The organism is Enterococcus sp. MSG3290, from assembly GCF_050555565.1.
GTDB lineage: Bacteria > Bacillota > Bacilli > Lactobacillales > Enterococcaceae > Enterococcus_B > Enterococcus_B faecium.
In genome coordinates this window covers 1,159,202-1,183,344 of sequence record NZ_CP187862.1, presented here as the reverse complement: position 1 = coordinate 1,183,344, position 24,143 = coordinate 1,159,202, and the positions used below count along the sequence as shown (strand labels likewise).

The following is a 24,143-nucleotide window of genomic DNA, read 5'->3' as shown; positions in this document are numbered from 1 at the left end:
TAATTCCTGTATACTGTTTACTAAACAATTTTGTCAATAAAAATTTTTTATTTTTTTGAGGAGTGTGTAAAAATGGTTGGAATTAGAGATGTCGCACGAAAGGCAAATGTCTCTCCTGCTACAGTTTCCCGCGTGTTGAATAACGATCAGACGATCCATGTGGCTCAGACTACTCGGCAACGGATAGTAGAGGCAGCTGCTGCGTTGGATTATGACATCAGTACTCGTAAATATATCAAAAAGAGAATGCCTTCGATTGGTGTGATCTCTACGATCGGCAAAGCGAGCGAAGAACAGGATATCTATTACAAACATTTGCGAGTAGGGATGGAAGAAGAAGCTCGACGTCTGCATTTAGGGATGAATCGAATCTATAATCTATCTGATAATCCTAAACAATGGGAAGATCTAGATCAGTTAGGTGCGGTGATCGTTGTTGGGACTGTTACGAAAGAATCGATTACCGCCTTGTTAAAACAAAACATGCAAATAGTCGTCGTGGATAACCCTGACATCCAGCAAGAGGTCGATATGGTGTACGCAGATCTTGAACGGATGACTAAAACCGTACTGGAATTGTTCTTAGAAAATGGCCATAAAAGAATAGCCTATATCGGGGGATATAAAGTCGATATGGATGAATTCGGTGGGAAGCAGATTTCTATAAACGAAAAGAGGATGCGTGCCTATCAGCATTTTATGATCGATCATCACTTAGAAAAATATATGTCTTATCGTCTAGGTGGCTGGACAGAAAAACAAGGTGAGATACTTGCGACTGATCTATTAGAAAATGAATCCCCTCTTCCTACTGCCATTCTTGTCGGGAGCGATCCAATGGCAATTGGTGTCTATCGGGCATTGAAACAAAAAAATATCCAAATTGGAGAAGAGATTGTTGTAGCAAGCTTTGATAATATCGAGACAATCGCAAACCTCTCCCCTGGCTTGACCAGTGTTCAAATCAATGCGAAATCAATTGGGCAAGCAGCTGTTCGAATGGCATTGGAGCGAATTGACGGTATACGGGACGAACCAATCATTTTGACTTATCCTGCACGATTGATTGTTAGGGAAAGTTTTATCCCAAGAACAAAAAGGTATTGAAAGAGAGGTTGTGAAAAGCCGCTTCGTTTCTTCATACTCAAAACGAAACGGCTTTTTCACAACCTCTTACTTATACTTATTCACAAAATCCAATGTCTGCTGGTAACAAATTTGCGATTCTTTTAGCGTGTAATCAAATTGGTATTCATGGGTAATCTCTTTTTTTGTATCTGTATAAAACAAGGATTGCACGGGTACCTTTAATTCTGTCAACCGATTTTCTAATGCTTGACCTTGTTCCTGGAATGAGTATGCATTTCCGTCAGTTATATACGTTGGCGGAAATTCCTTAGAAACATGGTCAGCCACACTAGCTTCTTTCAGTTGCTCGCTCGTTTTCCAATCTTTTGTTCCAATCAACGACCATGCAACAGTTTTGACGAAGAACTTCATAAATCGATCATCCGAATGTTGCTGTGCTGTTAGCTTCAAATCAACGGGTCCGCAATAAGAAATGGTTCCTTTCAAACTATCTTTTGGAAGTACCTGTTTGATTTTCATTTGTTTGGCATATGCTTCGTTTGTTTGTAGAGCTGCATATTGCAAAGCGATTTGTGCACCTGCACTATCTCCGCCAAAAAATAGTTGTTCCATGTCTAGCAGTTTGTCGTCTTTTTCTTCAGCTAATAAATCTTTGACCAGCTCATTCACTTGAAGAACTTGATTAGGGTATTCTGAATCAGGCGCTAATTCATAATTCATCGCAACCACTGCGATGTTGGCGTCTGATACTAATTTTGTCGCAAATTCCTTGACACCTGATTTATCTCCGCCGACGAACCCTCCACCATGTACCCAAAATAGAACAGGAACAGGCCCCTTGCTGTTTTTTGGATAGTAGATGTCATAAGTATTCTCTTTATACTTGGACTCATACGTCAAATCTGTTTTTTTCGCCACGTTTTTTTCTGCTTGATCGAACGTTTTTTTATCAGTGATTTGAACAGTATTTGAAAACATATGGTTGATCAAGAATGCTCCAGGTCTGGGGGAAAGCTGGAAGGCAAGAAAGATTGCAAACGCGATCCCAAGAATGATTCCGAAGAACCATCCGATAAATTTAAGAATTTTCTTTTTCATAAGGCTCCCTCAGTAGTTAGTATTAAGCATTCTGATTATACCATAGTGTTATTTCCTATCAAGCTCTCCTAGATGATTTAATGATTTTCCCCAAACTTCTTCTGCAATGCTTCTGACAAAAGAAATTTTTTCCATTGTTCTTCAAACAAAACATTTTCTTCTTCTGTTGAAGCAAATCCACATTGAGGACTTAAGCACAAACGATCCAAAGGCAGATATCGTGTCGCTTCGTAGATCCGGTCAATCACTTGCTAGTGCTCTTCCATTTCGCCATTTTTCGTTACAGTCAAAATCTAAGACAACTAATTTATCTTCAGAGACTTTCTCTAAAAGAACAAAGCTCCCAGCACGTTCACTATCGTATTCTAAATAGTAGGCACGGACAAAAATAATGGGTCTGCTACGTCGTCATTCCCCTGATGCCGCCCAAATCGAATAATAATTTCCGCGTCAAACATGTATATTTAGTGTTGAATCATTTGAGAATATGAAAATAAAAATCTTTTTGATCAATCAGTTAATCAAATTGAAATAACGAAAAATCTGAGACAGAATGACGTTCATTCTGACCCAGATTTGATTTTGCACAACTCAACAGTCCTTATTGGCAAATCGCCAAAATAATGTAGACTAACTAAAAAGACTAAGAAACAATAACAAAAGTTAACGCTTCTTAGTCTTTCTTTAGCACGTCTATTTATTAAAGATTTTAGGGCCTTTTCTCATGTTTTTACGATCATTTTTAGGTGTTTCCATTTGTTTGGATCGGCCTCCACCTTGTTTCTTTTTGATCAATTCTTTCATTTTTTCTTTTTGGTCCATTTTTATTCTCCTTTAACGAATGAAGCGACTAATTCGATATGATGGGTTTGCGGGAAAAGATCTACAGGCTGAACTTTCTTCACGGCGTAACCTGCTTCTGCAAATAACTTAGCATCTCTTGCAAAAGTTGCTGGATTACAAGAGATATAGACGATTCGTTCTGGTGACATTTCGATTGCTGATTCAATAAAATGATGATCTAATCCTTTACGTGGAGGGTCTACTACGATCACAGATGGTTTGACCCCTTTTTCTTGCCATTTTTTCATGACTTTTTCTGCTTTTCCGACTTCATAATGAACATTTTCGATTTTATTATTTAAGGCATTGAACTGTGCATCTTCAATTGCTTCTGGAATAACTTCCATCCCATATACCTTATCTACTCTGTCAGCTAGAGACAATCCGATTGTACCTATTCCTGAATAAGCATCGATCACAATGTCTTTTTTATCCAACTCGGCAAATTCGATGGCTGTTTGGTACAAATACTCTGCTTGTTGAGTATTTACTTGATAAAATGACTTCGCTGAGATTCGATAGGTTTTTCCTAATAGCTGATCTTCGATATAGTCTCTGCCGTATAAAACTTTTTCTTTGTCTCCTAAAATCACATTTGTTTTTTCTTCATTGATATTTTGGATGACCGAAACCACTTCTGGCAATTCTTCATGAATGGCTTCAGCAATTTCCTTGGATTTAAAAAATTTTTCTTTACGAGTAACTAAAACGACCATCATTTCATGGGAATAATGACCACGACGGATAATGATGTGACGAAGCTGTCCTTCATTTTTTTCTTCATTATATCCTCGTACTTGGAACCGTTGCAAGATATCTCTGACTACTTTGATTGCCTGATCGATGACAGGATCTTGGATATAAAAATCTTCGATAGGGACTAGATCATGGCTATTCTTTTTGTAAAAACCGGTGGCTAACTGTCCATCGATACGGCGAACAGGGATCTGTGCTTTATTACGGTAGCCGAATGGTTCTGCCATTCCGACCGTTGGAAGTACAGGAACTTCTGGCATCTTAGCAATCTTCGCCATTACATGCTCTACTTGTTTTTGTTTGAAGACAAGCTGTTGTTCATACTTCAAATGGGCTAAAGGTGCGATACCTGTGCGAAGTAATGCATTGTTTTCTACAGGCTGACGATCAGGTGATTGTGTAATAAATGTTTCGACTTTTCCATATCCAAACTTATTGCCTGCTTTCACTACTAGTATTTCTACTTCTTCTCCAGGGAGTGCATTTTCGATAAATAATGGATAACCATCGATTTTTGCTACCCCCATTCCTTCATAACTCAAGTCGACGATTTCGACTGTATATCGTTCGTTTTTCTTTACTATTTGCTGTTCTGTCATATTTTGCTCCTTTAAGCCTATTTTTCAATCCTACTGAACTCTACTATAAATCAGCTAATTACACAACTAAAACCGGCACTGACCTTACTACGTTCAGCACCGGCTTTTGATTAATTCTTTTGATTAGGTGTTTCGTCTGCTATTTTTCCGTCACCGTCGATATCTTCATCCGTTAAACGTTCGACTTCTTTTACAAATTCTTTGCTAACAACCTCTAATTCTTCTTCATCTGTGCCTGTGATTGCTTCATCAGGAATCTGATCGGTATTTGCAAAGAACTCAATATGCTGATGAAGATTTTGGAAATGCATCGGTGCTTCCCCACCATATTCACCATCTAAGTTGATCATTACTGGTCGATTGATATCATCTTCTGTTTCGACGAACAAACTGCTTGTTTTGGTATAGATTACTCTTGGATCATCGACATGTCGACCGCCATTTAGCATGAGTGCCGCAATATGCAAGATCTCAAAGATATTTGCTGTCTTCACAATGATTAAAGAAAACTTCCCATCATCCAATTTGGCATCTGGCGCGATCTGTTCGAATCCTCCAACAGAGTTCGTCAGCCCTAGGAAAAACATCGAAGCATTTCCGATATATTCCCCTTCATCATACTTCAAACGCATTTTGATGGGCTTTACTCGAGGGAGCATCTCTGCTCCTTTTGCAAGATAAGCAAGATAACCAAAAATACTCTTTAGTTCTGATGGAACTTCATAAGTCAATTCTGTCAAATAGCCACCTGCAGCGATATTGATGAAGTAACTGTTATCAGAAAGGCCGATGTCCATTTTTACGGTTTGGTGTTTTTTTATCACTTCTGCTGCTGCTTTAATATTATCTCTAGGAATTTTTAATGCTCGAGCATAGTCGTTCGTTGTACCAGCTGGGATGATGGCCATTTTAGGACGGTGTTCAAGCGGAGCGATTCCATTAACCACTTCGTTGATTGTGCCATCGCCACCAGCTGCCACTACTAGATCAAAACCTAGTTCTGCGACTCTACGTGCTTCATTCTTGGCTGAATCTGGTTCTGGTGTAGTTGCATAGGCGCTGGCTTCAAATCCTGCTTCTTCTAATGCCTGTAGGATATCCGCCAAATTTTTTTTCAATAATTCTTTTCCCGAGGTGGGGTTATAAATTACGCGTGCTTTTTTCATTTTCAGCCTCTATCGTTTCGCTAATTCATCTTTAAGTAGCTTATTCACGACACCAGGATTTGCTTGTCCTTTAGTTGCTTTCATAATTTGACCGACTAGGAAGCCAACCGCACGATCTTTTCCATTTTTGAAATCATCGACAGATTGTTGGTTGTTATCCAAAATTTCATTAATGATTGGCAGTAGTTTGTTCGGATCAGATAATTGCACCCAACCATTTTTTTCAACTACTTCTTGGGCTTCTCCGCCATTTGTGATCAATTCACGGAAGACTTTTTTGGCGATTTTTGAGCTGATCGTTCCATCGGCGATCAAACGAATCATTCCTGCTAAGTTCTCAGGTGTCAATTTTGTCTCAGCTAATTCCAGTTTCTCACTGTTCAAGTAAGCAGAAACTTCACCCATCAACCAGTTAGATGCTTGCTTGGCATCTGCACCATTTTCCAAAACAGCTTCAAAGAAATCAGACATTTCTTTTGTAAGTGTCAATACCATTGCGTCATACTCTGGAAGACCAAACTCACGGATATAGCGTTCGCGACGAGAAGCTGGCATCTCAGGCAAACTAGCTTTTACTTTTTGAATCCATTCGTCATCGATCACGAATTTCGGGATATCAGGCTCTGGGAAGTAACGATAATCACTAGACCCTTCTTTGACACGCATCAAAACTGTTTTATTCGTTGTTTCGTCAAAACGGCGTGTTTCTTGTTGGATTTCTCCTCCTGAAAGAAGAACTTTTGCTTGACGTTTTTCTTCAAAAGCTAAACCTTTTTTCACGAAAGATAAAGAGTTCAAGTTTTTCAATTCTGCTTTCGTACCGAACTCTTCTTGTCCATAAGGGCGAAGAGAAATATTGGCATCACAGCGCATAGAGCCTTCTTCCATTTTCACATCGCTGACTTCTGTAAATTGGATAATTGATCGCAATGCTTCTAGATAAGCGTATGCTTCTTCTGGTGAACGCATATCAGCTTCAGAAACGATTTCGATCAAAGGCGTGCCTTGTCGGTTCAAATCAACGTAAGAATAACCGCCAATACCATGCATGTTTTTTCCAGCATCTTCTTCTAAATGGACACGTTCGATCCGGATTTTTTTCTTTTTACCTTCTACTTCGATTTCGATCCATCCGTCATGACCGATTGGTTGATCAAATTGGGAAATTTGATATGCTTTTGGATTATCTGGGTAAAAGTAATTTTTCCGGTCAAAATGAGTATCTTTAGAGATTTCACAGTTTAATGCCAAAGCTGCTTTCATCCCGAATTCCAGCGCAGCTTTATTCATTACTGGCAGCACGCCTGGATAACCCCAGTCGATCACGTTTGTATTGCTGTTTGGTTCTGCACCAAAATGAGCTGGCGCTGGAGAGAAAATTTTTGAGTTGGTTTTTAACTCGACGTGGACTTCTAGTCCAATGACTGTTTCAAAATTCATTCGTCTTTCCCTCCTAAAATAGCTGGTTGTTGTGTGTGGAATTCTGTTGCTTGTTCAAACGCATATGCCGCTTGATACATCGTTTTTTCATCAAAATAATTACCGATGATCTGCAATCCAACTGGTAATCCTTCTGATAAACCTGCCGGTACAGACATACCTGGAAGTCCAGCCAAGTTGACAGGGATCGTTAAGATGTCACTCATGTACATTGTGATTGGATCGTTAATGTTCTCACCGATTCCGAATGCAACTGTTGGTGAAGATGGCCCGATGATCAAGTCATAATCTGCAAAGACTTTTTCAAAATCTCGTTTGATCAATGTACGGACTTGTCCTGCTTTTTTGAAGTAAGCGTCATAATAACCCGCGCTTAAGGAGAATGTACCTAACATGATACGGCGTTTTACTTCTTCACCGAATCCTTCTGAACGTGAGTTGACATATACATCATCTAATGATTTCACATTTTCAGAGCGATAACCGTAGCGGATACCATCGAATCGTTGCAAATTGGAACTTGCTTCTGATGAGGCAATGATATAATAAACAGCCACACCGTATTTTGAATGAGGCAAGCTGACTTCTTCCACAACAGCACCTAATGAACGGAATGTTTCTGCTGCTTTCAATACAGCTTCTTTTACGCCAGGGGCCACACCTTCGCCTAAGTATTCTTTAGGTAAAGCAATCTTCATTCCTTTGATGTCGCCTGTCAATCCCTCTGCAAAATCAGGAACTGAAACGCCTGAAGAAGTACCGTCTTTTTCGTCATAACCGCTGATAGCTGTCAATGCTAATGCATTATCTTTCACCGTACGGGTCATTGGTCCGATTTGGTCAAGAGATGAAGCAAAGGCAATCAAACCAAAACGTGAGACACGGCCATAAGTAGGTTTCATCCCTACGATGCCGTTAAAAGCTGCTGGTTGGCGGATACTTCCCCCAGTATCACTACCTAAAGAAACTGGAATTTGTCCAGCTGCAACTGCTGCTGCAGAACCACCAGAAGAGCCACCAGGTACTTTTGTTGGGTCCCAAGCATTTTTTGTTTTCTTGAAATAAGAAGTTTCTGTACTTCCACCCATAGCAAATTCATCCATGTTTAGCTTACCAACAGGGATCATATCTGCTTGATAGATTTTATCCATGACCGTTGCATCATAAATTGGTTCAAAATTGTAAAGGATCTTAGATGCAGCGGTTGTCAAGATATCTTTTGTTACGATATTATCCTTGATACCAATTGGAATACCAGCAAGGACGTTGCTTTCATCAATCCCTTTTTCATCTAAAGCTTTTGCCTGTTCCAATGCTTTTTCTTCGTTCAATGTAATGAATGCTTCGACCTCAGGCTCTGTTTCTTTGATTCGTTCAAATGTTGCTTTTGTCAAATCTTGTACAGTGATTTCTTTCGATACAAGCATATGATGCAGTTCTTCTAGAGAACGATTGTGTAATTCTGTCATTATGCGCCAGCCTCCCCATTATCGATGATTGCGGGTACTTTGATAAAGCCGTCTTCTGTTTCCGGCACATTTTTCAATAATTCATCGCGGTTCCATCCAGCTTGCGCCCGATCTTGTCGCATCACGTTTACTGTTTCAACCACATTCGACGTAAATGGAACACCTTCCGTATCTACTTCTTCCAGCATTTCAACCATATCGATGATTTTACCTAATTGGTCGGTAAAACTTGCAAGTTCTTCATCTGCGAACGCAAGTTTTGCTAATTTGGCAACGTGTTTCACTTGTTCTTCACTAATCGCCATACTACCCCTTCTTTCTAAACGAGTTAAAAACTTTGCTCTCTATTTTAACATAAGAGTGCCCTGTCTGAAATTATTTATTGAAATTTGTCTGAAAAAACTCAATATTTATTCTTTTGCTGAGTGGCTTTTAGCCAATGCTTCTGCCATTTGATCTTCTGTCCAAACTTCGATTCCTAATTCTTGTGCTTTGGTCAGCTTGCTGCCAGCATCTTCTCCTGCTACCACGATATCCGTTTTTTTCGATACGCTACCAGTCACTTTCCCGCCAAGATTTTCGATCGTCTCTTTTGCTTCTTCACGAGTAAATCGTGTTAGTTTACCAGTAAGGACTACTGTTTTTTCTTTAAAAGGAGACTCGACTTCTTGCAATTGGGCATTTCGAAGCCCTTTGTATTCGAAATTGACGCCTGCTTGTTTTAATTCGTTCATCAATTCATGGACTTCTTCGTTACTGAAATAAGTGACTACACTGTCGGCAATGATATCACCGATCGTATCAAGCGCAATAATCGACTCATAGTCACTTTTACTCAATGTTTCTAGATCACCGAAATGTTCTGCTAAAATTTTTGCCGCTTTCGCTCCGACATGTCGGATTCCTAACCCGAAAATCAACCGCTCGACCGAATTATCTTTGCTGTTGTCGATTGCTGTCAAAATATTATTTGCTGATTTTTCTTTTATTTTGTCCAACGTCAATAACTCTTCTTCTGTCAATTTGTAAAGATCAGCAACATCTGCTACTAGTTTTTTATCATACATCTGTTCAAGTACGCGCGGCCCCAACCCATCGATATTCATCGCATTTCTTGAAACAAAGTGGTTCAAACCTTCTTTCATTTGAGCAGGGCATTTAGGATTGATGCACCGTAAGGCTACTTCTTCATCCAAATGGACAAGTTCACTTCCACAAACTGGACAATGTGTAGGCAATTGGTATTCTTCGCTGTCTTTAGGTCGTTTATCTAACACGACTTGCGAAACTTCTGGGATGATGTCTCCAGCTTTATAAATCAGAACTGTATCTTTCAAGCGGATATCCTTCAACTTAATATAATCACCGTTATGCAGGCTGGCACGGCTTACTGTCGTTCCTGCTACTCGGACTGGTGTCATGATAGCTGTTGGCGTTACTACCCCTGTTCGACCGACTGTCCATTCGATGTTTTCGATTAGCGTTTCAACTTCTTCTGGCGGAAACTTGTAAGCTGCTGCCCATCTCGGTGCTTTGACAGTAAAACCAAGTTGATCTTGTAGCGAGAATTCATTCACTTTGATGACGATTCCATCGATTTCATAGGGCAAATCCACACGTTTGTCATGATATTCTTCAATGTATGACCACACTTCATCAATCGAATGACATAGACGTTTTTCCCGATTCGTGTGGAATCCAATTTTTTCTAGCTCTTCTAGCGCATCATACTGGGTTTTTGCTTGCATAGGACCGAAATCAGCTACTGTGTATAAAAAAGTGTCCAGATTTCTTTTCGCTGTGATTTTAGAATCTAACTGACGCAAAGAACCAGCTGCGGCGTTCCGAGGATTCGCAAAGATATCTTTTCCCTCTGCTTCTCTGTCTTGGTTCAATTGGACAAATGACCGTTTTGGCATGAAACATTCGCCTCTTACTTCGATGTTCATTGGTTCTTTTAATTTGATTGGGACCGACCGGACAGTTTTTAGGTTTTCAGTGATGTTTTCTCCTACAGTTCCATCCCCGCGAGTCGCACCTCTCACGAAATTTCCATCTTCATAACGCAAAGAAACGGAAAGTCCATCTATTTTTAGTTCACAGCAATAGTCAACTACACGTCCCACTGCTTTTTGTACACGTTGATCAAAAGCTATCAGCTCTTCTTTGCTGAAAACGTCGTTCAAACTGTAAAGCGGAATATCATGAGTGACTTTTTCAAAACCTTCTAATACTTTTCCGCCTACTCGTTGAGTGGGAGAATCAGACGTGATCAAATCAGGATATTGTTCCTCGATTGCTACTAATTCTGCGTATTCTTTATCATAAACATAGTCTTCCACTGTTGGTTTATCTTCTACGTAGTATTCGCGAGACCATTGGTTCAGTCTTGTACGAAGTTCTTCTGCTCGTTTAGCAGCTTCGTCAATCGTCATTTCATGTTCCATCATTTACCCTCCACTACTAAGCTTTTTCAATTGGCGCAAAGGCAGCCAAAAGACGTTTTACTCCTTGACTTGGGAAAGCCACATCTAGTTCTAGATCCTTCGACGTCCCGCTTACTCGGACGACTGTTCCTAGACCCCATTTTTTGTGTTTGACTTTATCTCCAGGTTTCCAGCTGTTATTTTCCCCTCCAGTAGCACTTTTAGAGGGAACAACCGCTGTCTCTGGCTGTTTATAGCTATATGCTGTTTTTTTAGCGAATACAGGTGTTTTTTTAGGCGTAGGACGCATGCCTTCGATTTCCAGTAACTCCTGATCGATTTCTTCTACAAAACGAGAAGGTCGGTTATATTGCGTCCGTCCATATAATGTTCTGGAGAAAGCATTTGTTAAATACAACGCTTCTTCTGCTCGCGTGATCCCCACATATGCGAGACGGCGTTCTTCTTCCAGTTCGCTTTCTTCCATCAATGCTCGAGATAAAGGAAAAACCCCCTCTTCTAGACCAATCAGGAATACAACTGGGAATTCTAATCCTTTGGCTGCATGCAAAGTCATCAATGTCACTTGGGAAGCATCTTCTTCTAAATTGTCAATGTCGGAAACAAGTGCCAGATCATTTAAGAAGACCGTTAGTTTTTCTTCTGGTGCATCAGCGTCTTCTTCATTTTGCTGTTCGAATTGTTTGTCGAATTCTTGTGTGACCGTTAAAAATTCCTCCAAGTTTTCGATGCGTGCTTGTGCTTCTAATGTATTTTGGATTTTTAAGTCTTCTAGATATCCGCTACGATCCAAAACCTCTTTCGTCAATTCTGTCACTGTCAAGTATGGGATCATCTGAGTGACTTCTTGGATCATCTCTCCAAATGCACCTAATTGCTGTCCTGCTTTTCCACCGATATTTGCCAGATCCACATTTTGCGCTGCTTCAAGCAGTGGCCATTCATGAAGAGAAGCAAAACTGCGTAGTTTTTCGATAGATCCTGGTCCGATGCCTCGTTTGGGCGAATTAACGATACGCTCAAAACTGATTGAATCTTGAGGATTTGCCAGCACATTCAAATACGCTAAAATATCTTTGATTTCTTTACGATCGTAGAACTTGTGCCCTCCAACCATTTTATAAGGAATATTTGCTTTCAACAGAGTTTCTTCCATTACACGAGATTGTGCGTTCGTCCGGTACAAGATGGCAAAGTCGCCGTAATTCCGATGATTGCTTCGAATCTCTTCTTGCATCCGGTCTACGATAAAACGGGTTTCGTCTCGTTCATTATCTGCACGGTAGTAAGTGATCTTGTTTCCTTCTTTGTTTTCTGTCCACAAGTTTTTTGGTTTTCGATTGCTATTGTTTTCAATGACTTGGTTTGCTGCGCTAAGGATGTTTTTCGTGGAGCGATAGTTTTGTTCTAGCAAAATTACTGCAGCATCTGGATAATCTTTTTCAAAATCCAAGATGTTCTGCATATCTGCACCGCGCCAGCCGTAAATACTTTGATCTGCATCTCCCACGACGCACAGGTTCCTAAATCTACCTGCCAATAAATTGACTAGCGTATACTGTGCGTGATTTGTATCTTGGTACTCATCTACATGAATATAATGGAATTTGTTTTGATAATATGTGAGTGAATCAGGATGTTCTTCAAATAATCGAATCGTATTCATGATCAGGTCGTCAAAGTCCATACATTGATTATATTGAAGCTCTTTTTGATAAGCAGCATAACATTTTGCCGCAATCTCTTCGTAATAACTGCCTTGCATTTTTGTAAAATCCTGAGGGGTCTGCAGGCTGTTTTTTGCTTGAGAGATTGTTCCTAATATACTTCGAGGATCATATTTTTTCGGATCAATGTTCAGTTCTTTTAGTATCCGTTTCATCAAGGTCAGCTGTTCAGAAGAATCGATGATTGTAAAGTTCCGGTTATACCCGATAAAATCAACATCTCTTCTTAAAATACGCACACACATCGAGTGAAAAGTCGATACCCAGACATCTTCGCCTCCAGATGCGAGAATCGCATTGACACGTTCTTTCATTTCTTTTGCAGCCTTATTGGTAAAAGTAATCGCTAGGATGTTCCAAGGATTGACTTCTTTTTCCTCAATCAAATAGGCAATGCGGTGTGTCAGCACTCTCGTCTTTCCACTTCCTGCACCTGCCATTAGCAGTAATGGTCCGTCAGTGTGAAGAACAGCTTCTTTCTGACGGGGGTTCATCCCGTTTAATAATTCAGCTTTGGATGACATTAACAACATCCTTTCTTTTATCAATCTTGTTAATTATAGCATTTTCTTGGCTTTCATTAAACTAGCTAGTTCAAAATCATTTGTTTCTTTTTATGGATTTTTCCTTGTCAATTCGTTGATTTCGCGCTAAATTAAAAGAAAGCGAGGCGTTTGAATGGAAAAAAAAGGAAAAATCAAAAAATTAGATAAGACTCAGATATATTTTATTCTAAAAGGAATATTTGTTGGACTGCTGACAGGAATCGTCGTTAGCCTGTTTCGATTATCTATCGAAAAGCTAAGCGATTTAGTTCGAAGTATCTATGAAATGAGTCGGGAACAGCCGATTTACTTAATTGGCCTAGCTATTTGCTGCATCCTTGCAGCATTTTTCGTGGGTTATCTGGTCAAAAATGAACCGGATATCAAGGGAAGCGGGATTCCACAAGTAGAGGGACAGCTTCGCGGGGAATTATCAATGAACTGGTTCTCTGTTTTATGGAAAAAGTTCATTGGCGGTGTACTTTCAGTTGGTGCGGGCCTTTTTCTAGGTAGAGAAGGACCTTCTATACAGCTTGGCGCATCCATTGGACAAGGAGCTGGACAATTGTTTCGGAGTCCATCTTCAGAAGAAAAGATTTTAATTTCTAGCGGTGCAAGTAGCGGACTTGCAGCAGCATTCAATGCTCCTATCGCAGGATTACTCTTTGTTTTAGAAGAAATCCATCACTCCTTTTCTCCACTTGTTTGGCTGACATCATTTGCTTCAGCAATCACTGCTAACTTCGTCTCTCTTTACTTTTTCGGCTTGAGACCTGTTTTATATCTAGGTGACCTTCCTTCTTTGCCGTTGAAATATTATGGTTCCTTAGTGATCTTAGGAGTACTTCTAGGCGTCTTAGGTTTTATTTATCAGAAGGTCTTGCTGGCTTTGCCAAAATTTTACAACCGATTGCCTTTACCAGCTTATTTTCACGGGTTCGTTCCTTTCTTGCTGATTTTGCCAATTGGTTATTTATGGCCTAATACTCTAGGCGGAGGCAATCAAATCGTTTTAGCTTTTGGACATGCTTCCTTGCCAATCATTATGATTATCGGTTTGTTTGTTCTTCGATTCGTTTTTTCCATGATTTCTTACGGTGGTGGTCTTCCAGGGGGGATTTTCCTTCCGATATTGACATTGGGGGCTTTAATCGGTAGCTTTTATGGAAACATTATGGTTGATTTCGGGATGGATCCAATCTACATCAAGGATTTTGTCGTTATTGCCATGGCTGGTTATTTCACAGCGATTGGAAAAGCACCGCTGACAGCAATTATTTTAGTGACAGAAATGGTTGGCTCTCTTAATCATCTGATGCCTTTAGGATTGGCTGCTCTTGTTGCTTATATCGTCAATGACCTTCTCGGCGGTAATCCAATTTACGAATCATTATTGGAACGTCTACTTGGAAATACTCAGACCGCCTCACTAAAAGGTGCAAGGACAACTTTTGATTTTCCAGTAACGGCAGAGAGTTCTTTAGACGGTTTAATGGTACGAGACTTCAATTGGCCTAAAAATATGCTGCTAATCTCTATACGCAGAGGAAATCAGGAAATCTTGACTCACGGTGATACGATCATGAATGTAGGAGATATTTTGGTTATCTTGACTGATGAAGCAAACTTGCCAAGAATCAAGCAGGAAATCGAGGCTAAATCTTCTATCACAAATTTGAAGCAATCATTTTAACGAACATGGAAAAACTATTTTACAACAACTATTCATCTACACTACTTGATTCTATATGATTCTATAAAAAAAGAAGAGACTGGGAAAACCCAGCCTCTTCTTTTTTATTTCTATGCTTCTGCTGCTGCAGGAGCTTTTCTCAATAACCCATAAATCACACCAGATACGACTGCTCCGATAGCAATAAACACCAAATACATGACCGGGTGACTCAGTAAGAATACAACGAAAATCCCGCCATGAGGAGCCAGTAATTTGATCCCGAAAGCTCCGACTAATCCGCCAGTTAAAGCAGAACCAATAATAAAACTTGGAATGGCACGAATCGGGTCAGCTGCTGCAAATGGAATCGATCCTTCCGTGACAAACGATAGTCCCATCACGATGTTCGTCAAACCAGCATCTTGATCTGTTTTGCTGAATTTATTCTTAAACAAACGTGTAGCAACGAAAATTGCCAATGGAGGTACCATTCCTCCAGCCATAACAGAAGCCATCACGACACTTCCGCCAGTTGCAACAGTCGTAGCTAAAGTTGCTGTACCAAACACATAAGCGGCTTTGTTGATTGGACCGCCTAAATCTGCCGCCATCATTCCAGCTAATAATGCACCAAGTAAAGCAGCATTCGAACCACTCATACTTGTCAAGAAACCGTTCAATGCATCATTGATTGCTTTCATAGGGACATTGACCAGCAACATCAAGAAACCAGTAATCAGTAAGCCAAACACTGGATAAAAGAGGATCGTTTTAATTCCATCCAATGATTTTGGCAAGTTCTTGAATAATTTACGTAAAAATACGATGACATAACCAGCTAAGAATCCACCAATCAGTGCACCTAAGAATCCTGCACCGCCTGTATTAGCTAATGCACCAGCAGCAAATCCAACGATCAAACCAGGGCGATCACCGATACTTGAAGCAATAAATCCTGCTAATACCGGCAGCATGAAACCAAATGCAGCTTGTCCGATTTGGTTGAACCAGCTAGCAGCTTGATTGTAATTCCCTAGATTTGATAATTGATCATGTGGCACGCCAATAAATTGGTCGATCATGAAAGAAAGCGCAATAGCGATTCCTCCACCAATAACGAAAGGTAACATGTGTGATACGCCGTTCATCAAATCTTTGTAGATTCTTTGTCCGATAGTACCATCCGCATTTCCTTCTTCTGAACTGCTTTCTTTTCCATCACCATGGAATACTGGTGCAGTACCACTAAGGGCTAGATTGATCAGCTCTTCTGGTTTACGGATACCATCACTGACAGGACGATTGATCAGTTCTTTTCCGTCAAAGCGATTCATCTCTACTTTTTTGTCTGCTGCAACGATTACACCTTCTGCACGGGCGATGTCTTCAGCAGTCAATCGGTTTTTGATTCCTTCTGAACCGTTCGTTTCGACTTTGATCTCCACACCCATTTCTTTCGCTTTTTTCTTCAGAGCATCTTCTGCCATGTAAGTGTGAGCGATCCCTGTTGGACAAGCTGTAACGGCAACAACGAATTTTCTTTCTGGATGAGCAGAAGCTTCTGCAGCTTGTGTTTCTTGTTCTGCTTTTTCTTCTGCTTCTTTTTGCTCTTCAGCTGTTTGGAACAAGTCTTGGACTTCTTCTGGTGTATTTGCTTCTTTTAATTTTCCTACGAAATCTGCATCAATCAGCAATCGAGATAGTGCTGCTAATGCTTGCAAATGTGTGTCGTTTGCGCCTTCTGGAGCTGCGATCATGAAAAACAGATAAGTTGGCTGTCCGTCTAAGGCTTCATAATCTACTCCTTTTTGGCTTTTTGCGAATAAAACTGTTGCTTCTTTAACTGCACTGTTTTTCGCGTGAGGCATGGCGATTCCATCACCAAGACCTGTAGAAGTTTGTGCTTCGCGGGCTAGAATTCCTTCTTTATATGTTTCGATATCGGAAATCCGGCCGGCATCAAACATTTTTTGGACCATTTCATCGATTGCGCCTTTTTTATCAGTCGCTTGCAAATCCATGATCATCGCTTCTTTGACCATTAAATCCTTGATATTCATGATTATCCTCCTTGAAACTAATCAATTTTTGTGATTTCAACTTCTGGCAGCAACTCATCAATCAATTCGCGAGCTGCCAAGTCATCAGAAAAAGCTGTTGCGCTTCCGCAAGCAACTCCCCATTTAAAGGCTTCGATTGGATCTTTCGTACGGCTGTAAGCCCCAATAAAGCCTGCAATCATTGAATCCCCTGCACCTACTGAATTTTTCAATGGGCGAACTAATACATTCGTTTTATAAGTTCCTTGTTCCGTGAAGAGCAAAGCACCGTCTCCAGCCATTGAGATCAGCACATTCTGTGCCCCTTCAGCTAGTAATTTTTTCCCATACGGAATGATTTCTTCTACAGATTGGAAGGTTGTGTTGTAAAGCTCAGCTAATTCGTGATTGTTTGGTTTGATCAACAACGGTTTCTTAACAAGTGCATTTTTTAGGTCATCACCTGTTGTATCAATCACGAAATCTGCACCTTTTTCTCGAATGATATCAATCAGTTCTTGATAAAATCCTTTTCGCAGGCTAGCTGGCGCGCTTCCTGACAATACGACGATATCTCCTTGCCCTACTGTTCCTAATGCTTGCTTCAACTCATCGATTTCTTCATCTGAAATAGATGGGCCTAAGCCATTGATCTCAGTTTCAGTGTCTGATTTTAGTTTGATATTGATTCTTGTATCTTCTTTTACGGTTGTGAACAAAGACTGGATTTGTTCTTTTTCAAGCCACTTCGAAATAAATTCGCCAGTGAACCCTCCTAAAAACCCTAGTGCTGTAGATTGAGAATCGATCCGTTTCAAAATACGGGAAACATTGATCCCTTTTCCTCCAGGTAACTTGAAGTCTTCCTTCATTCGGTTCAAATCGCCTAGTTTTAACCCATCTACGCGTACGATATAATCAATTGATGGATTAAGTGTTACTGTGTAAATCATTGTATTGCCTCCTTAATTGTTGTCTTTTCACGGAATTCATTAACGAATTCTAATGGACAACGCTCGGTTATGATCGTGGCTGCTTCCAAAGGTGCAACAGAGGTGAAGGACAACTGGTTGAATTTGGTATGATCAATCAATACAAATGTCTCTTCGGAATTTGTCATGGCTAAACGTTTAACAGCTGCCTCTTCTGGATCCGGAGTCGTGAATCCTTGTTCAAGATGGGCACCGTTCATTCCCATAAATGCTTTATTAAAATGAAAATTTTTTAGTTGTTCTATCGCATTAGATCCTAAAACAGCATTAGTTGCCAGCTTTATCGTTCCACCTAAAATAATGGTAGCAAGCTCCAAATCAACTAAATTTGCCGCATGTTGAACGGAATTTGTCACTACTGTGATCTGTTTTCCTTGCAGAAAAGGAATCATTTCTAACGTAGTAGAGCCAGCGTCTAAATAAATGACATCTTCGTCATTAATGGTTTCAGCTGCCGATTTGGCGATTTGCTGTTTTTCGTGAACGTTTTTGAGTGATTTTTCACTCATATTCTGCTCAAAATTCAATAATTGCTCTTTCTTAGCTCCGCCATGAACTCTTTCTAGAAACCCACTATTCTCCAGCTCTTGTAAATCACGTCTTATCGTTGATTCAGAAGCATTCAAAAGGTTTACAAGATCTTGTGATTTCACGATTTTCTGCTGTTCAAGCAAGTCTAGGATTTTTTGTCTGCGTTCCTCTGTAAGCATTTTCACGATCACCTCAATACAAATAATAGCATATTTTTTTTCTACTCGCAATATAAATCAGTCAAAAACGTTCATAAAAATTATAAATCAGTCAAAAAAAATAAAAAACCAGTCAAAAAGACTGGTTTTTTATTTTTTTGTCTATCATCAAGCCGTTTTATCGTTTTTTATTTTCGCTTCTTGTTTTTTTCATATAAACAGAAGCAGGTTTTCTTTCCTTATGAAGAAGATAATAATAAAGTCCCATCCCGCCAAACATGACCAAAAAACCGATGACTGATCGAATAGGAAAATTAGGAACAAAAAAGAGACAGACGGATAATAATGATGCCGGAACCATTATTCGATAATAGAGTTGTTTATCCATTTTCTTCACCTCATATTTTTTGTAAAGTAATCAATTGTTCTAATTCTCGGTAATCTAAAAATTGCACACGCAGATGCTGCTCACCTTTCTTGACATCGAATTGGATACTTCGCCGCTTTTTCTTTATTCGTTTGAAGGTAACATCAGAGAGTCTATGTTTGATTTCCTTTAACGGTAATTCTGACAGGGATTCTGAAGGAACATAGATTCTTAAGGATAAAAGATACTCTTGATATTTTTCATCTGTTACCTCTACTTCTAGATATTCCCTAATATAATAACAATAAGCTTCGATTCCATTATCCAAAGCAACAGTCGGATCGATAACTTTATAGCACATCATGCGCGAGCGATTCTCGTCAACCCAAGGAAAATACGCCTGAGCATTTAGTGTTCCGCGAACACGCCTTTCTTTATAATCTCCTTGTTGAATATCATAACTTTTTGTTACAAAAAATGAAGCATTCTTTTTAGGAACAGGTTGCATTTGTGCATTCTGATACTGGACAGATTGGATCGTATGGTCAGTGTAAATGTATTCAACGAATGGCGGTTTCAATAAACCGACACCATTGTCCCAAGCAAGATGATCAAATCCAAGCTGGTCCCTAAAATAGGATTGAAACATTTGATTGTTTGGCTTTTGCCAGTTAAAGGGGTCTCGATAAAGCTGGATACATATGACTTCGTTTTCTAATTCCTTCACTTTTTCTACTTGTTGGATGTCGAGAAAAATCGGTTTAGGGATGATTTGATGATAATAGCGACTATAATACATTTCCCAACACGAAGTGAAACATAAACCTTGGTAAAAAAGATCGTATCCTGGAAATTGGTTGCAATCGACTACTACTTCCCCGTTTTGTTGTTTCATTTTAGGTAAATGTTCGATTTCATCCTTTTTCTCAAACAATAGCCGTTGAGAGATCTGTTTTGTATTGTGATAGATAAACTCGCTATAAGCTCGCATATAGGCGAACACCCCATGAGCAATCATTTTTTTCTGAATGAAGTCTCGAATCAAAAATTGCTTTTCTTTGAAAACAGAGATAGACAATACATTTTTTATCAACAATTGATTATCTTCCAAGCGAAAACTACATTCGTTCTCGTCATTTCCTACAACTAACCAACTTTCGTCTCTTACCGATGCTAGCATTATTTTTTCTTGAAGCTTTCGAAGATCATACGGATCCGCTTGTTGTGTGAAAGAGCGGATAAATGTTGGCTGGATCAACAGACGTGTCAAAATAGCCCAATCGCTTATTTCCTGTTTTTTTTCTTCTTCATTTAAGTCTGTGAGCTGGATAGTCATCAATAATTTATCTTCGCCAATCATTTTCTCACCTCTTTCAAATCTTTTTATAATTTAATTATAACCAATGATAAAGAAAAACTAAAACTTTATGTCTTAGAAACCAATTTGGACGATTACATGATAGACTAAGTAAAAAGAAGCAAAGAGGTGTTTACAATGGGGTTGAAATTTGAACGTACAGATAATTTAGATAAACTTTTCGAATCATTTGCTGTCGATCCGGAAAAAACAGTTGCACCAAAAGAAGAGATCGATCGATTTCTAAAACCACAGCCACAAAATGAAAAGAAAAAAGACAAGAAACAAAAGTAAGTTAAGCTCAAAAAAAGACTTACCAGCCAAACTTTTATGAAAGAGTTTGGCTGGTAAGTCTTTTTTATTCTTTTTATGATTCAATTGCTTGTTCGATTGCTGCCCACGCTTCTTCTTTTCCCTGTTTTGTAACGGAAGAAAAGAGAATAAACGTGTCATTGCGATCAAAATCCAACGCTTTTTTGATTTCGCTCTCATGCTTGTTCCATTTACCACGAGGGATCTTATCTGCCTTAGTGGCAACAACAATTACAGGGATATCATAATACTTCAAAAATTGATACATCTGGATATCTTCTTGAGAAGGCTTATGACGCAAATCTACTAAAGAAACGACCGCACGTAGCTGGTCTCTAGTCGTTAAATATGTCTCGATCATCTTTCCCCATTTTGCTCGCTCAGTTTTGGATACTTTTGCATACCCATATCCCGGAACATCGACAAAATGTAATGCGTTCTCGATCAAATAAAAATTCAATGTCTGGGTCTTTCCTGGCTTACCGGAAGTACGGGCTAAATTCTTTCGATCAATCAATGTGTTGATAAAAGAAGATTTCCCTACATTTGATCGTCCTGCCAGAGCTATTTCTGGCAATTGTGTATCTGGATATTGTTTTGGTGCCACTGCACTTATGATAATTTCAGCTTGATGGACTTTCATGGTCTCTCTCCTTAACAAGGTGATGAATAAAGCAAGCGGCTGTCGCAAAAGCCAAAATGACTTTTACGGCAGCCTCTTTTCATCAACCCGCTTTTTTCTCTGAATCTTTATAGATTACTGTTGGCTCACCAGACAATTCAGCTGCTTCTTTTGTGATAATCACTTTTTCGATGTTTTCATTTGAAGGGATATCAAACATCACATCCATCATGATTTCTTCAATGATGGAACGAAGTCCTCGAGCACCGGTATTGCGTTCGATTGCTTTTTTCGCAATGGCTCTCAACGCTTCAGGTTCGAATTCAAGTTCGGTATTATCTAGAGAAAGAAGTTTCTGATATTGTTTGACTAGCGCATTTTTCGGCTCAGTCAAGATCCGTACCAGATCATCTGTTGTCAATTTCTCTAAAGCTGCCATAACAGGTAATCGTCCGATAAACTCAGGGATCAATCCGAATTTTAGTAAATCTTCAGGAATGATATGCTGCATGACACTTTCGTCTTCAGAAAGTTTTTGGTTTTGTGTACCAAATCCAATCGTCTTTTCGCCCATACGATTCTTCACAATCGTTTCGATGCCATCAAATGCACCACCTACGATGAACAATATGTTCGTCGTATCAATCTGAATAAATTCTTGATGTGGATGTTTACGTCCTCCCTGAGGTGGCACGCTTGCAACAGTTCCTTCTAGAATTTTCAGCAAGGCTTGTTGGACACCTTCGCCGGAAACGTCACGAGTAATAGATACATTTTCGCTTTTACGCGCAATTTTATCGATCTCATCAATATAGATGATCCCTTTTTCTGCACGTTCCACATTGTAATCAGCAGATTGAAGCAATTTAAGCAAAATGTTTTCTACATCTTCCCCCACATAACCAGCTTCTGTCAAACTTGTCGCATCTGCGATTGCAAAAGGTACATTCAATGTTTTTGCTAATGTTTGTGCTAAAAATGTTTTACCAGACCCTGTAGGTCCGATCAAGCAGATATTGCTTTTTTGCAGTTCAACATCATCTGTGTTTTCTTGTGCTTGCTGATTGACACGTTTATAGTGATTGTATACGGCAACAGCTAACGAGCGTTTTGCGCGATCTTGTCCAATCACGTAGTTATTCAATACTTCAAGAATTTCTAGTGGTTTAGGGACTTCAGTGAATTCGCGTACAGCTTCTTCATAAAATTCTTCATCAATGATTTCTTTACATAGGTCGATACATTCATTACAGATGTAGACCCCTGGACCAGCTACGATCTTTTTCACTTCTTCTTGGGTTTTCCCGCAAAAAGAACAGCGTACGGTCTCATTGCTACTTGGATTGTCATACATGGTCTTCACCCCTTAACTTGCAAAAAGTATGCAAGAAACTATCAAAGACTTTACAGTCTTTTACTATCATAACATAGTTTAGTAAAAAGAAAAAGTGTTTAACAAAGGATCAACTGACCTATACCTTTGCATTTTTTACTCTTAACAAAAAATAAGGAACTGTGACAAAATCGTGTCACAGTCCCTTATTTCGAATAAACAATTTTCTAGAAGTAGCTTCTTCAGAAATGATTTATTACTTGATTTCTATTCTTTCGCTTCTGTCGCTGTACCTGTGATCAATTCGATTGCTTTTTTCATTGTCACATCATGTTCCAGCATATCTTCTGTCAACACGCGTTTGATTTGTTCGATTGGCATGTTGTATGTTTCTGATAATTCTTGGATTTCTGCATTGATTTCTTCTTCTGTTGCTTGAAGATTTTCAGCAGCTGCAATTGCTTCGATCACAAGATTTGTTCTTGTGCGCATTTCTGCTTCACCTTCGAATTGTTTATGCAAGTCTTCTTCTGTAGAACCAGTTAATTGATAGTACATTTCAGGAGAGATACCTTGACGTTGCATGTTGTTCAAGAATTCGTCCATTGAACGATGTACTTCATCATGAACCATCACGTGTGGCAATTCAACGATTTCTGCGTTTTCAACAGCCATACGGATCGCTGCTTCATCTTTTGCATCGTCCGCTGCTTTTTCTTTTGTTTCTACTAATTCTTTGCGATATTTTTCTTTCAATTCGTCTAATGTTGATACTTCGTCATCAACATCTTTTGCGAATTCGTCATCTAATTCAGGCACTTCTTTTGCTTTTACTTCATGGATTGTCACTTTGAAGACTGCTTCTTTTCCAGCAAGATCTTCTGCTTGATAATCTTCTGGGAAAGTTACATTTACATCTAGACTTTCACCTGATTTATGACCAACTAATTGATCTTCAAAACCTGGAATGAATGAGCCTGAACCTAATTCAAGTGAGTAATTTTCGCCTTTTCCGCCATCAAACGCTTCGCCATCTACAAAGCCTTCGAAGTCGATTACTACTGTATCGCCATTTTCAGCTGCAGTATCTTCTTTGATAACTAATTCAGCTTGTGCTTCTTGTTCACGTTTGATACGTGCATCCACGTCAGCATCTGTTACTTCACGGTCTTGTTTTTCAACAACTAGATCTTTATATTGTCCTAATTTTACTTCTGGTTTCACTGTTACTTCAGCAGTGATTACCCAGTCTTGACCTTTTTCCATGCTTTCAACATCGATTTTTGGTTGAGAAACAGGATCGATGCCAGCTTCTTTGACAGCAGCTTCATAAGCTTCTGGTAATACAGCATTCAATGCATCTTCATATAAAGCTTCTTCACCGTACATACGGTTGAATACTTGACGAGAAACTTTCCCTTTACGGAATCCAGGTACGTTCAAGCTTTTTTTCACTTTATTAAACGCAGTTGTTAATCCTTTTTGGATTTCGTCTTGCGCAATCGTAAATTTTAAAACACCATCATTCGTGCCTTTTTTTTCAAATGTTGCAGTCATTTAATTCCCTCCGAGTTTAGA

The 24,143-nt window shown here is 39.4% G+C and carries 21 protein-coding genes; 3 read left to right on the top strand and 18 right to left on the bottom strand.

Annotated elements, in window-relative coordinates; translation table 11 throughout:
* Positions 1-72: 72 nt before the first annotated feature.
* On the top strand, positions 73-1,107 hold the full coding sequence (locus tag IGL31_RS05585) for a LacI family DNA-binding transcriptional regulator (RefSeq protein ID WP_086300033.1): 1,035 nt from the start codon (positions 73-75) through the stop codon (positions 1,105-1,107).
* Positions 1,108-1,173: 66 nt separating this feature from the next.
* Here IGL31_RS05585 and IGL31_RS05580 read toward each other — a convergent pair whose 3' ends face one another.
* The 10 genes from IGL31_RS05580 to pcrA form a co-directional block, all read right to left on the bottom strand.
* The gene (locus tag IGL31_RS05580; protein WP_086300032.1) at positions 1,174-2,187 is read right to left on the bottom strand and encodes an alpha/beta hydrolase; all 1,014 of its coding nucleotides are present in this window, start codon (positions 2,185-2,187) and stop codon (positions 1,174-1,176) included.
* Between the two features lie 77 nt (positions 2,188-2,264).
* Positions 2,265-2,435, bottom strand: a complete 171-nt coding sequence (locus IGL31_RS05575) for a methionine synthase (RefSeq protein ID WP_256927190.1) — start codon at positions 2,433-2,435, stop codon at positions 2,265-2,267.
* Positions 2,436-2,880: 445 nt separating this feature from the next.
* Positions 2,881-3,009 (bottom strand): 30S ribosomal protein S9, encoded by a 129-nt coding sequence (locus IGL31_RS05570; RefSeq protein ID WP_002295229.1) that lies wholly within the window; start codon positions 3,007-3,009, stop codon positions 2,881-2,883.
* A 2-nt stretch (positions 3,010-3,011) separates the two neighbouring features.
* The gene (gene rlmD, locus IGL31_RS05565) at positions 3,012-4,385 is read right to left on the bottom strand and encodes a 23S rRNA (uracil(1939)-C(5))-methyltransferase RlmD (RefSeq protein ID WP_002323988.1); all 1,374 of its coding nucleotides are present in this window, start codon (positions 4,383-4,385) and stop codon (positions 3,012-3,014) included.
* Between the two features lie 110 nt (positions 4,386-4,495).
* Positions 4,496-5,551, bottom strand: a complete 1,056-nt coding sequence (locus IGL31_RS05560; protein ID WP_002295235.1) for a diacylglycerol kinase — start codon at positions 5,549-5,551, stop codon at positions 4,496-4,498.
* Between the two features lie 9 nt (positions 5,552-5,560).
* On the bottom strand, positions 5,561-6,991 hold the full coding sequence (gatB, locus tag IGL31_RS05555; RefSeq protein WP_002288473.1) for an Asp-tRNA(Asn)/Glu-tRNA(Gln) amidotransferase subunit GatB: 1,431 nt from the start codon (positions 6,989-6,991) through the stop codon (positions 5,561-5,563).
* Positions 6,988-8,460: an Asp-tRNA(Asn)/Glu-tRNA(Gln) amidotransferase subunit GatA gene (gene gatA / locus IGL31_RS05550; protein ID WP_002331436.1), complete on the bottom strand. Its 1,473-nt coding sequence runs from the start codon at positions 8,458-8,460 to the stop codon at positions 6,988-6,990. The genes gatB and gatA overlap by 4 nt, the downstream gene beginning before the upstream one ends.
* Positions 8,460-8,765, bottom strand: a complete 306-nt coding sequence (gene gatC, locus IGL31_RS05545; protein WP_002288477.1) for an Asp-tRNA(Asn)/Glu-tRNA(Gln) amidotransferase subunit GatC — start codon at positions 8,763-8,765, stop codon at positions 8,460-8,462. Before gatC ends, gatA begins: the two co-directional genes overlap by 1 nt.
* Before the next feature lie 105 nt (positions 8,766-8,870).
* On the bottom strand, positions 8,871-10,907 hold the full coding sequence (gene ligA, locus IGL31_RS05540) for an NAD-dependent DNA ligase LigA (RefSeq protein WP_086300031.1): 2,037 nt from the start codon (positions 10,905-10,907) through the stop codon (positions 8,871-8,873).
* A gap of 16 nt (positions 10,908-10,923) precedes the next feature.
* Positions 10,924-13,158 carry a DNA helicase PcrA gene (gene pcrA / locus IGL31_RS05535; protein ID WP_002323985.1) on the bottom strand — a complete coding sequence of 745 codons (2,235 nt, stop codon included), beginning with the start codon at positions 13,156-13,158 and terminating at the stop codon, positions 10,924-10,926.
* A 154-nt stretch (positions 13,159-13,312) separates the two neighbouring features.
* On the opposite strand from pcrA, the gene IGL31_RS05530 reads away from it, so the two are divergent.
* Positions 13,313-14,872 (top strand): ClC family H(+)/Cl(-) exchange transporter, encoded by a 1,560-nt coding sequence (locus tag IGL31_RS05530; protein WP_002331437.1) that lies wholly within the window; start codon positions 13,313-13,315, stop codon positions 14,870-14,872.
* A gap of 110 nt (positions 14,873-14,982) precedes the next feature.
* Here IGL31_RS05530 and IGL31_RS05525 read toward each other — a convergent pair whose 3' ends face one another.
* The 5 genes from IGL31_RS05525 to IGL31_RS05505 form a co-directional block, all read right to left on the bottom strand.
* The gene (locus tag IGL31_RS05525; RefSeq protein ID WP_002323114.1) at positions 14,983-16,914 is read right to left on the bottom strand and encodes a PTS fructose transporter subunit IIABC; all 1,932 of its coding nucleotides are present in this window, start codon (positions 16,912-16,914) and stop codon (positions 14,983-14,985) included.
* Between the two features lie 17 nt (positions 16,915-16,931).
* On the bottom strand, positions 16,932-17,846 hold the full coding sequence (gene pfkB, locus IGL31_RS05520) for a 1-phosphofructokinase (RefSeq protein ID WP_002288484.1): 915 nt from the start codon (positions 17,844-17,846) through the stop codon (positions 16,932-16,934).
* Complete coding sequence (locus tag IGL31_RS05515) at positions 17,843-18,595, bottom strand: DeoR/GlpR family DNA-binding transcription regulator (protein ID WP_086300030.1); 753 nt, start codon at positions 18,593-18,595, stop codon at positions 17,843-17,845. The genes pfkB and IGL31_RS05515 overlap by 4 nt, the downstream gene beginning before the upstream one ends.
* A 157-nt stretch (positions 18,596-18,752) precedes the next feature.
* Positions 18,753-18,962, bottom strand: a complete 210-nt coding sequence (locus IGL31_RS05510; protein WP_002294422.1) for a hypothetical protein — start codon at positions 18,960-18,962, stop codon at positions 18,753-18,755.
* A 10-nt stretch (positions 18,963-18,972) separates the two neighbouring features.
* Complete coding sequence (locus IGL31_RS05505) at positions 18,973-20,301, bottom strand: hypothetical protein (protein WP_002288487.1); 1,329 nt, start codon at positions 20,299-20,301, stop codon at positions 18,973-18,975.
* Positions 20,302-20,436: 135 nt separating this feature from the next.
* Here IGL31_RS05505 and IGL31_RS05500 point away from each other — a divergent pair, with 135 nt between their 5' ends.
* On the top strand, positions 20,437-20,592 hold the full coding sequence (locus IGL31_RS05500) for an SPJ_0845 family protein (RefSeq protein ID WP_002288488.1): 156 nt from the start codon (positions 20,437-20,439) through the stop codon (positions 20,590-20,592).
* Positions 20,593-20,665: 73 nt separating this feature from the next.
* Here the strand turns inward: IGL31_RS05500 and yihA are convergent, their stop codons facing one another.
* The 3 genes from yihA to tig form a co-directional block, all read right to left on the bottom strand.
* Positions 20,666-21,253, bottom strand: coding sequence for a ribosome biogenesis GTP-binding protein YihA/YsxC (gene yihA / locus IGL31_RS05495; protein WP_002288491.1), 588 nt, complete (start codon positions 21,251-21,253; stop codon positions 20,666-20,668).
* A gap of 82 nt (positions 21,254-21,335) precedes the next feature.
* Positions 21,336-22,586, bottom strand: a complete 1,251-nt coding sequence (gene clpX, locus IGL31_RS05490) for an ATP-dependent Clp protease ATP-binding subunit ClpX (protein ID WP_002294425.1) — start codon at positions 22,584-22,586, stop codon at positions 21,336-21,338.
* 246 nt (positions 22,587-22,832) lie between these two features.
* Positions 22,833-24,122, bottom strand: coding sequence for a trigger factor (gene tig / locus IGL31_RS05485; RefSeq protein ID WP_086300029.1), 1,290 nt, complete (start codon positions 24,120-24,122; stop codon positions 22,833-22,835).
* Between the last annotated feature and the right edge of the window lie 21 nt (positions 24,123-24,143).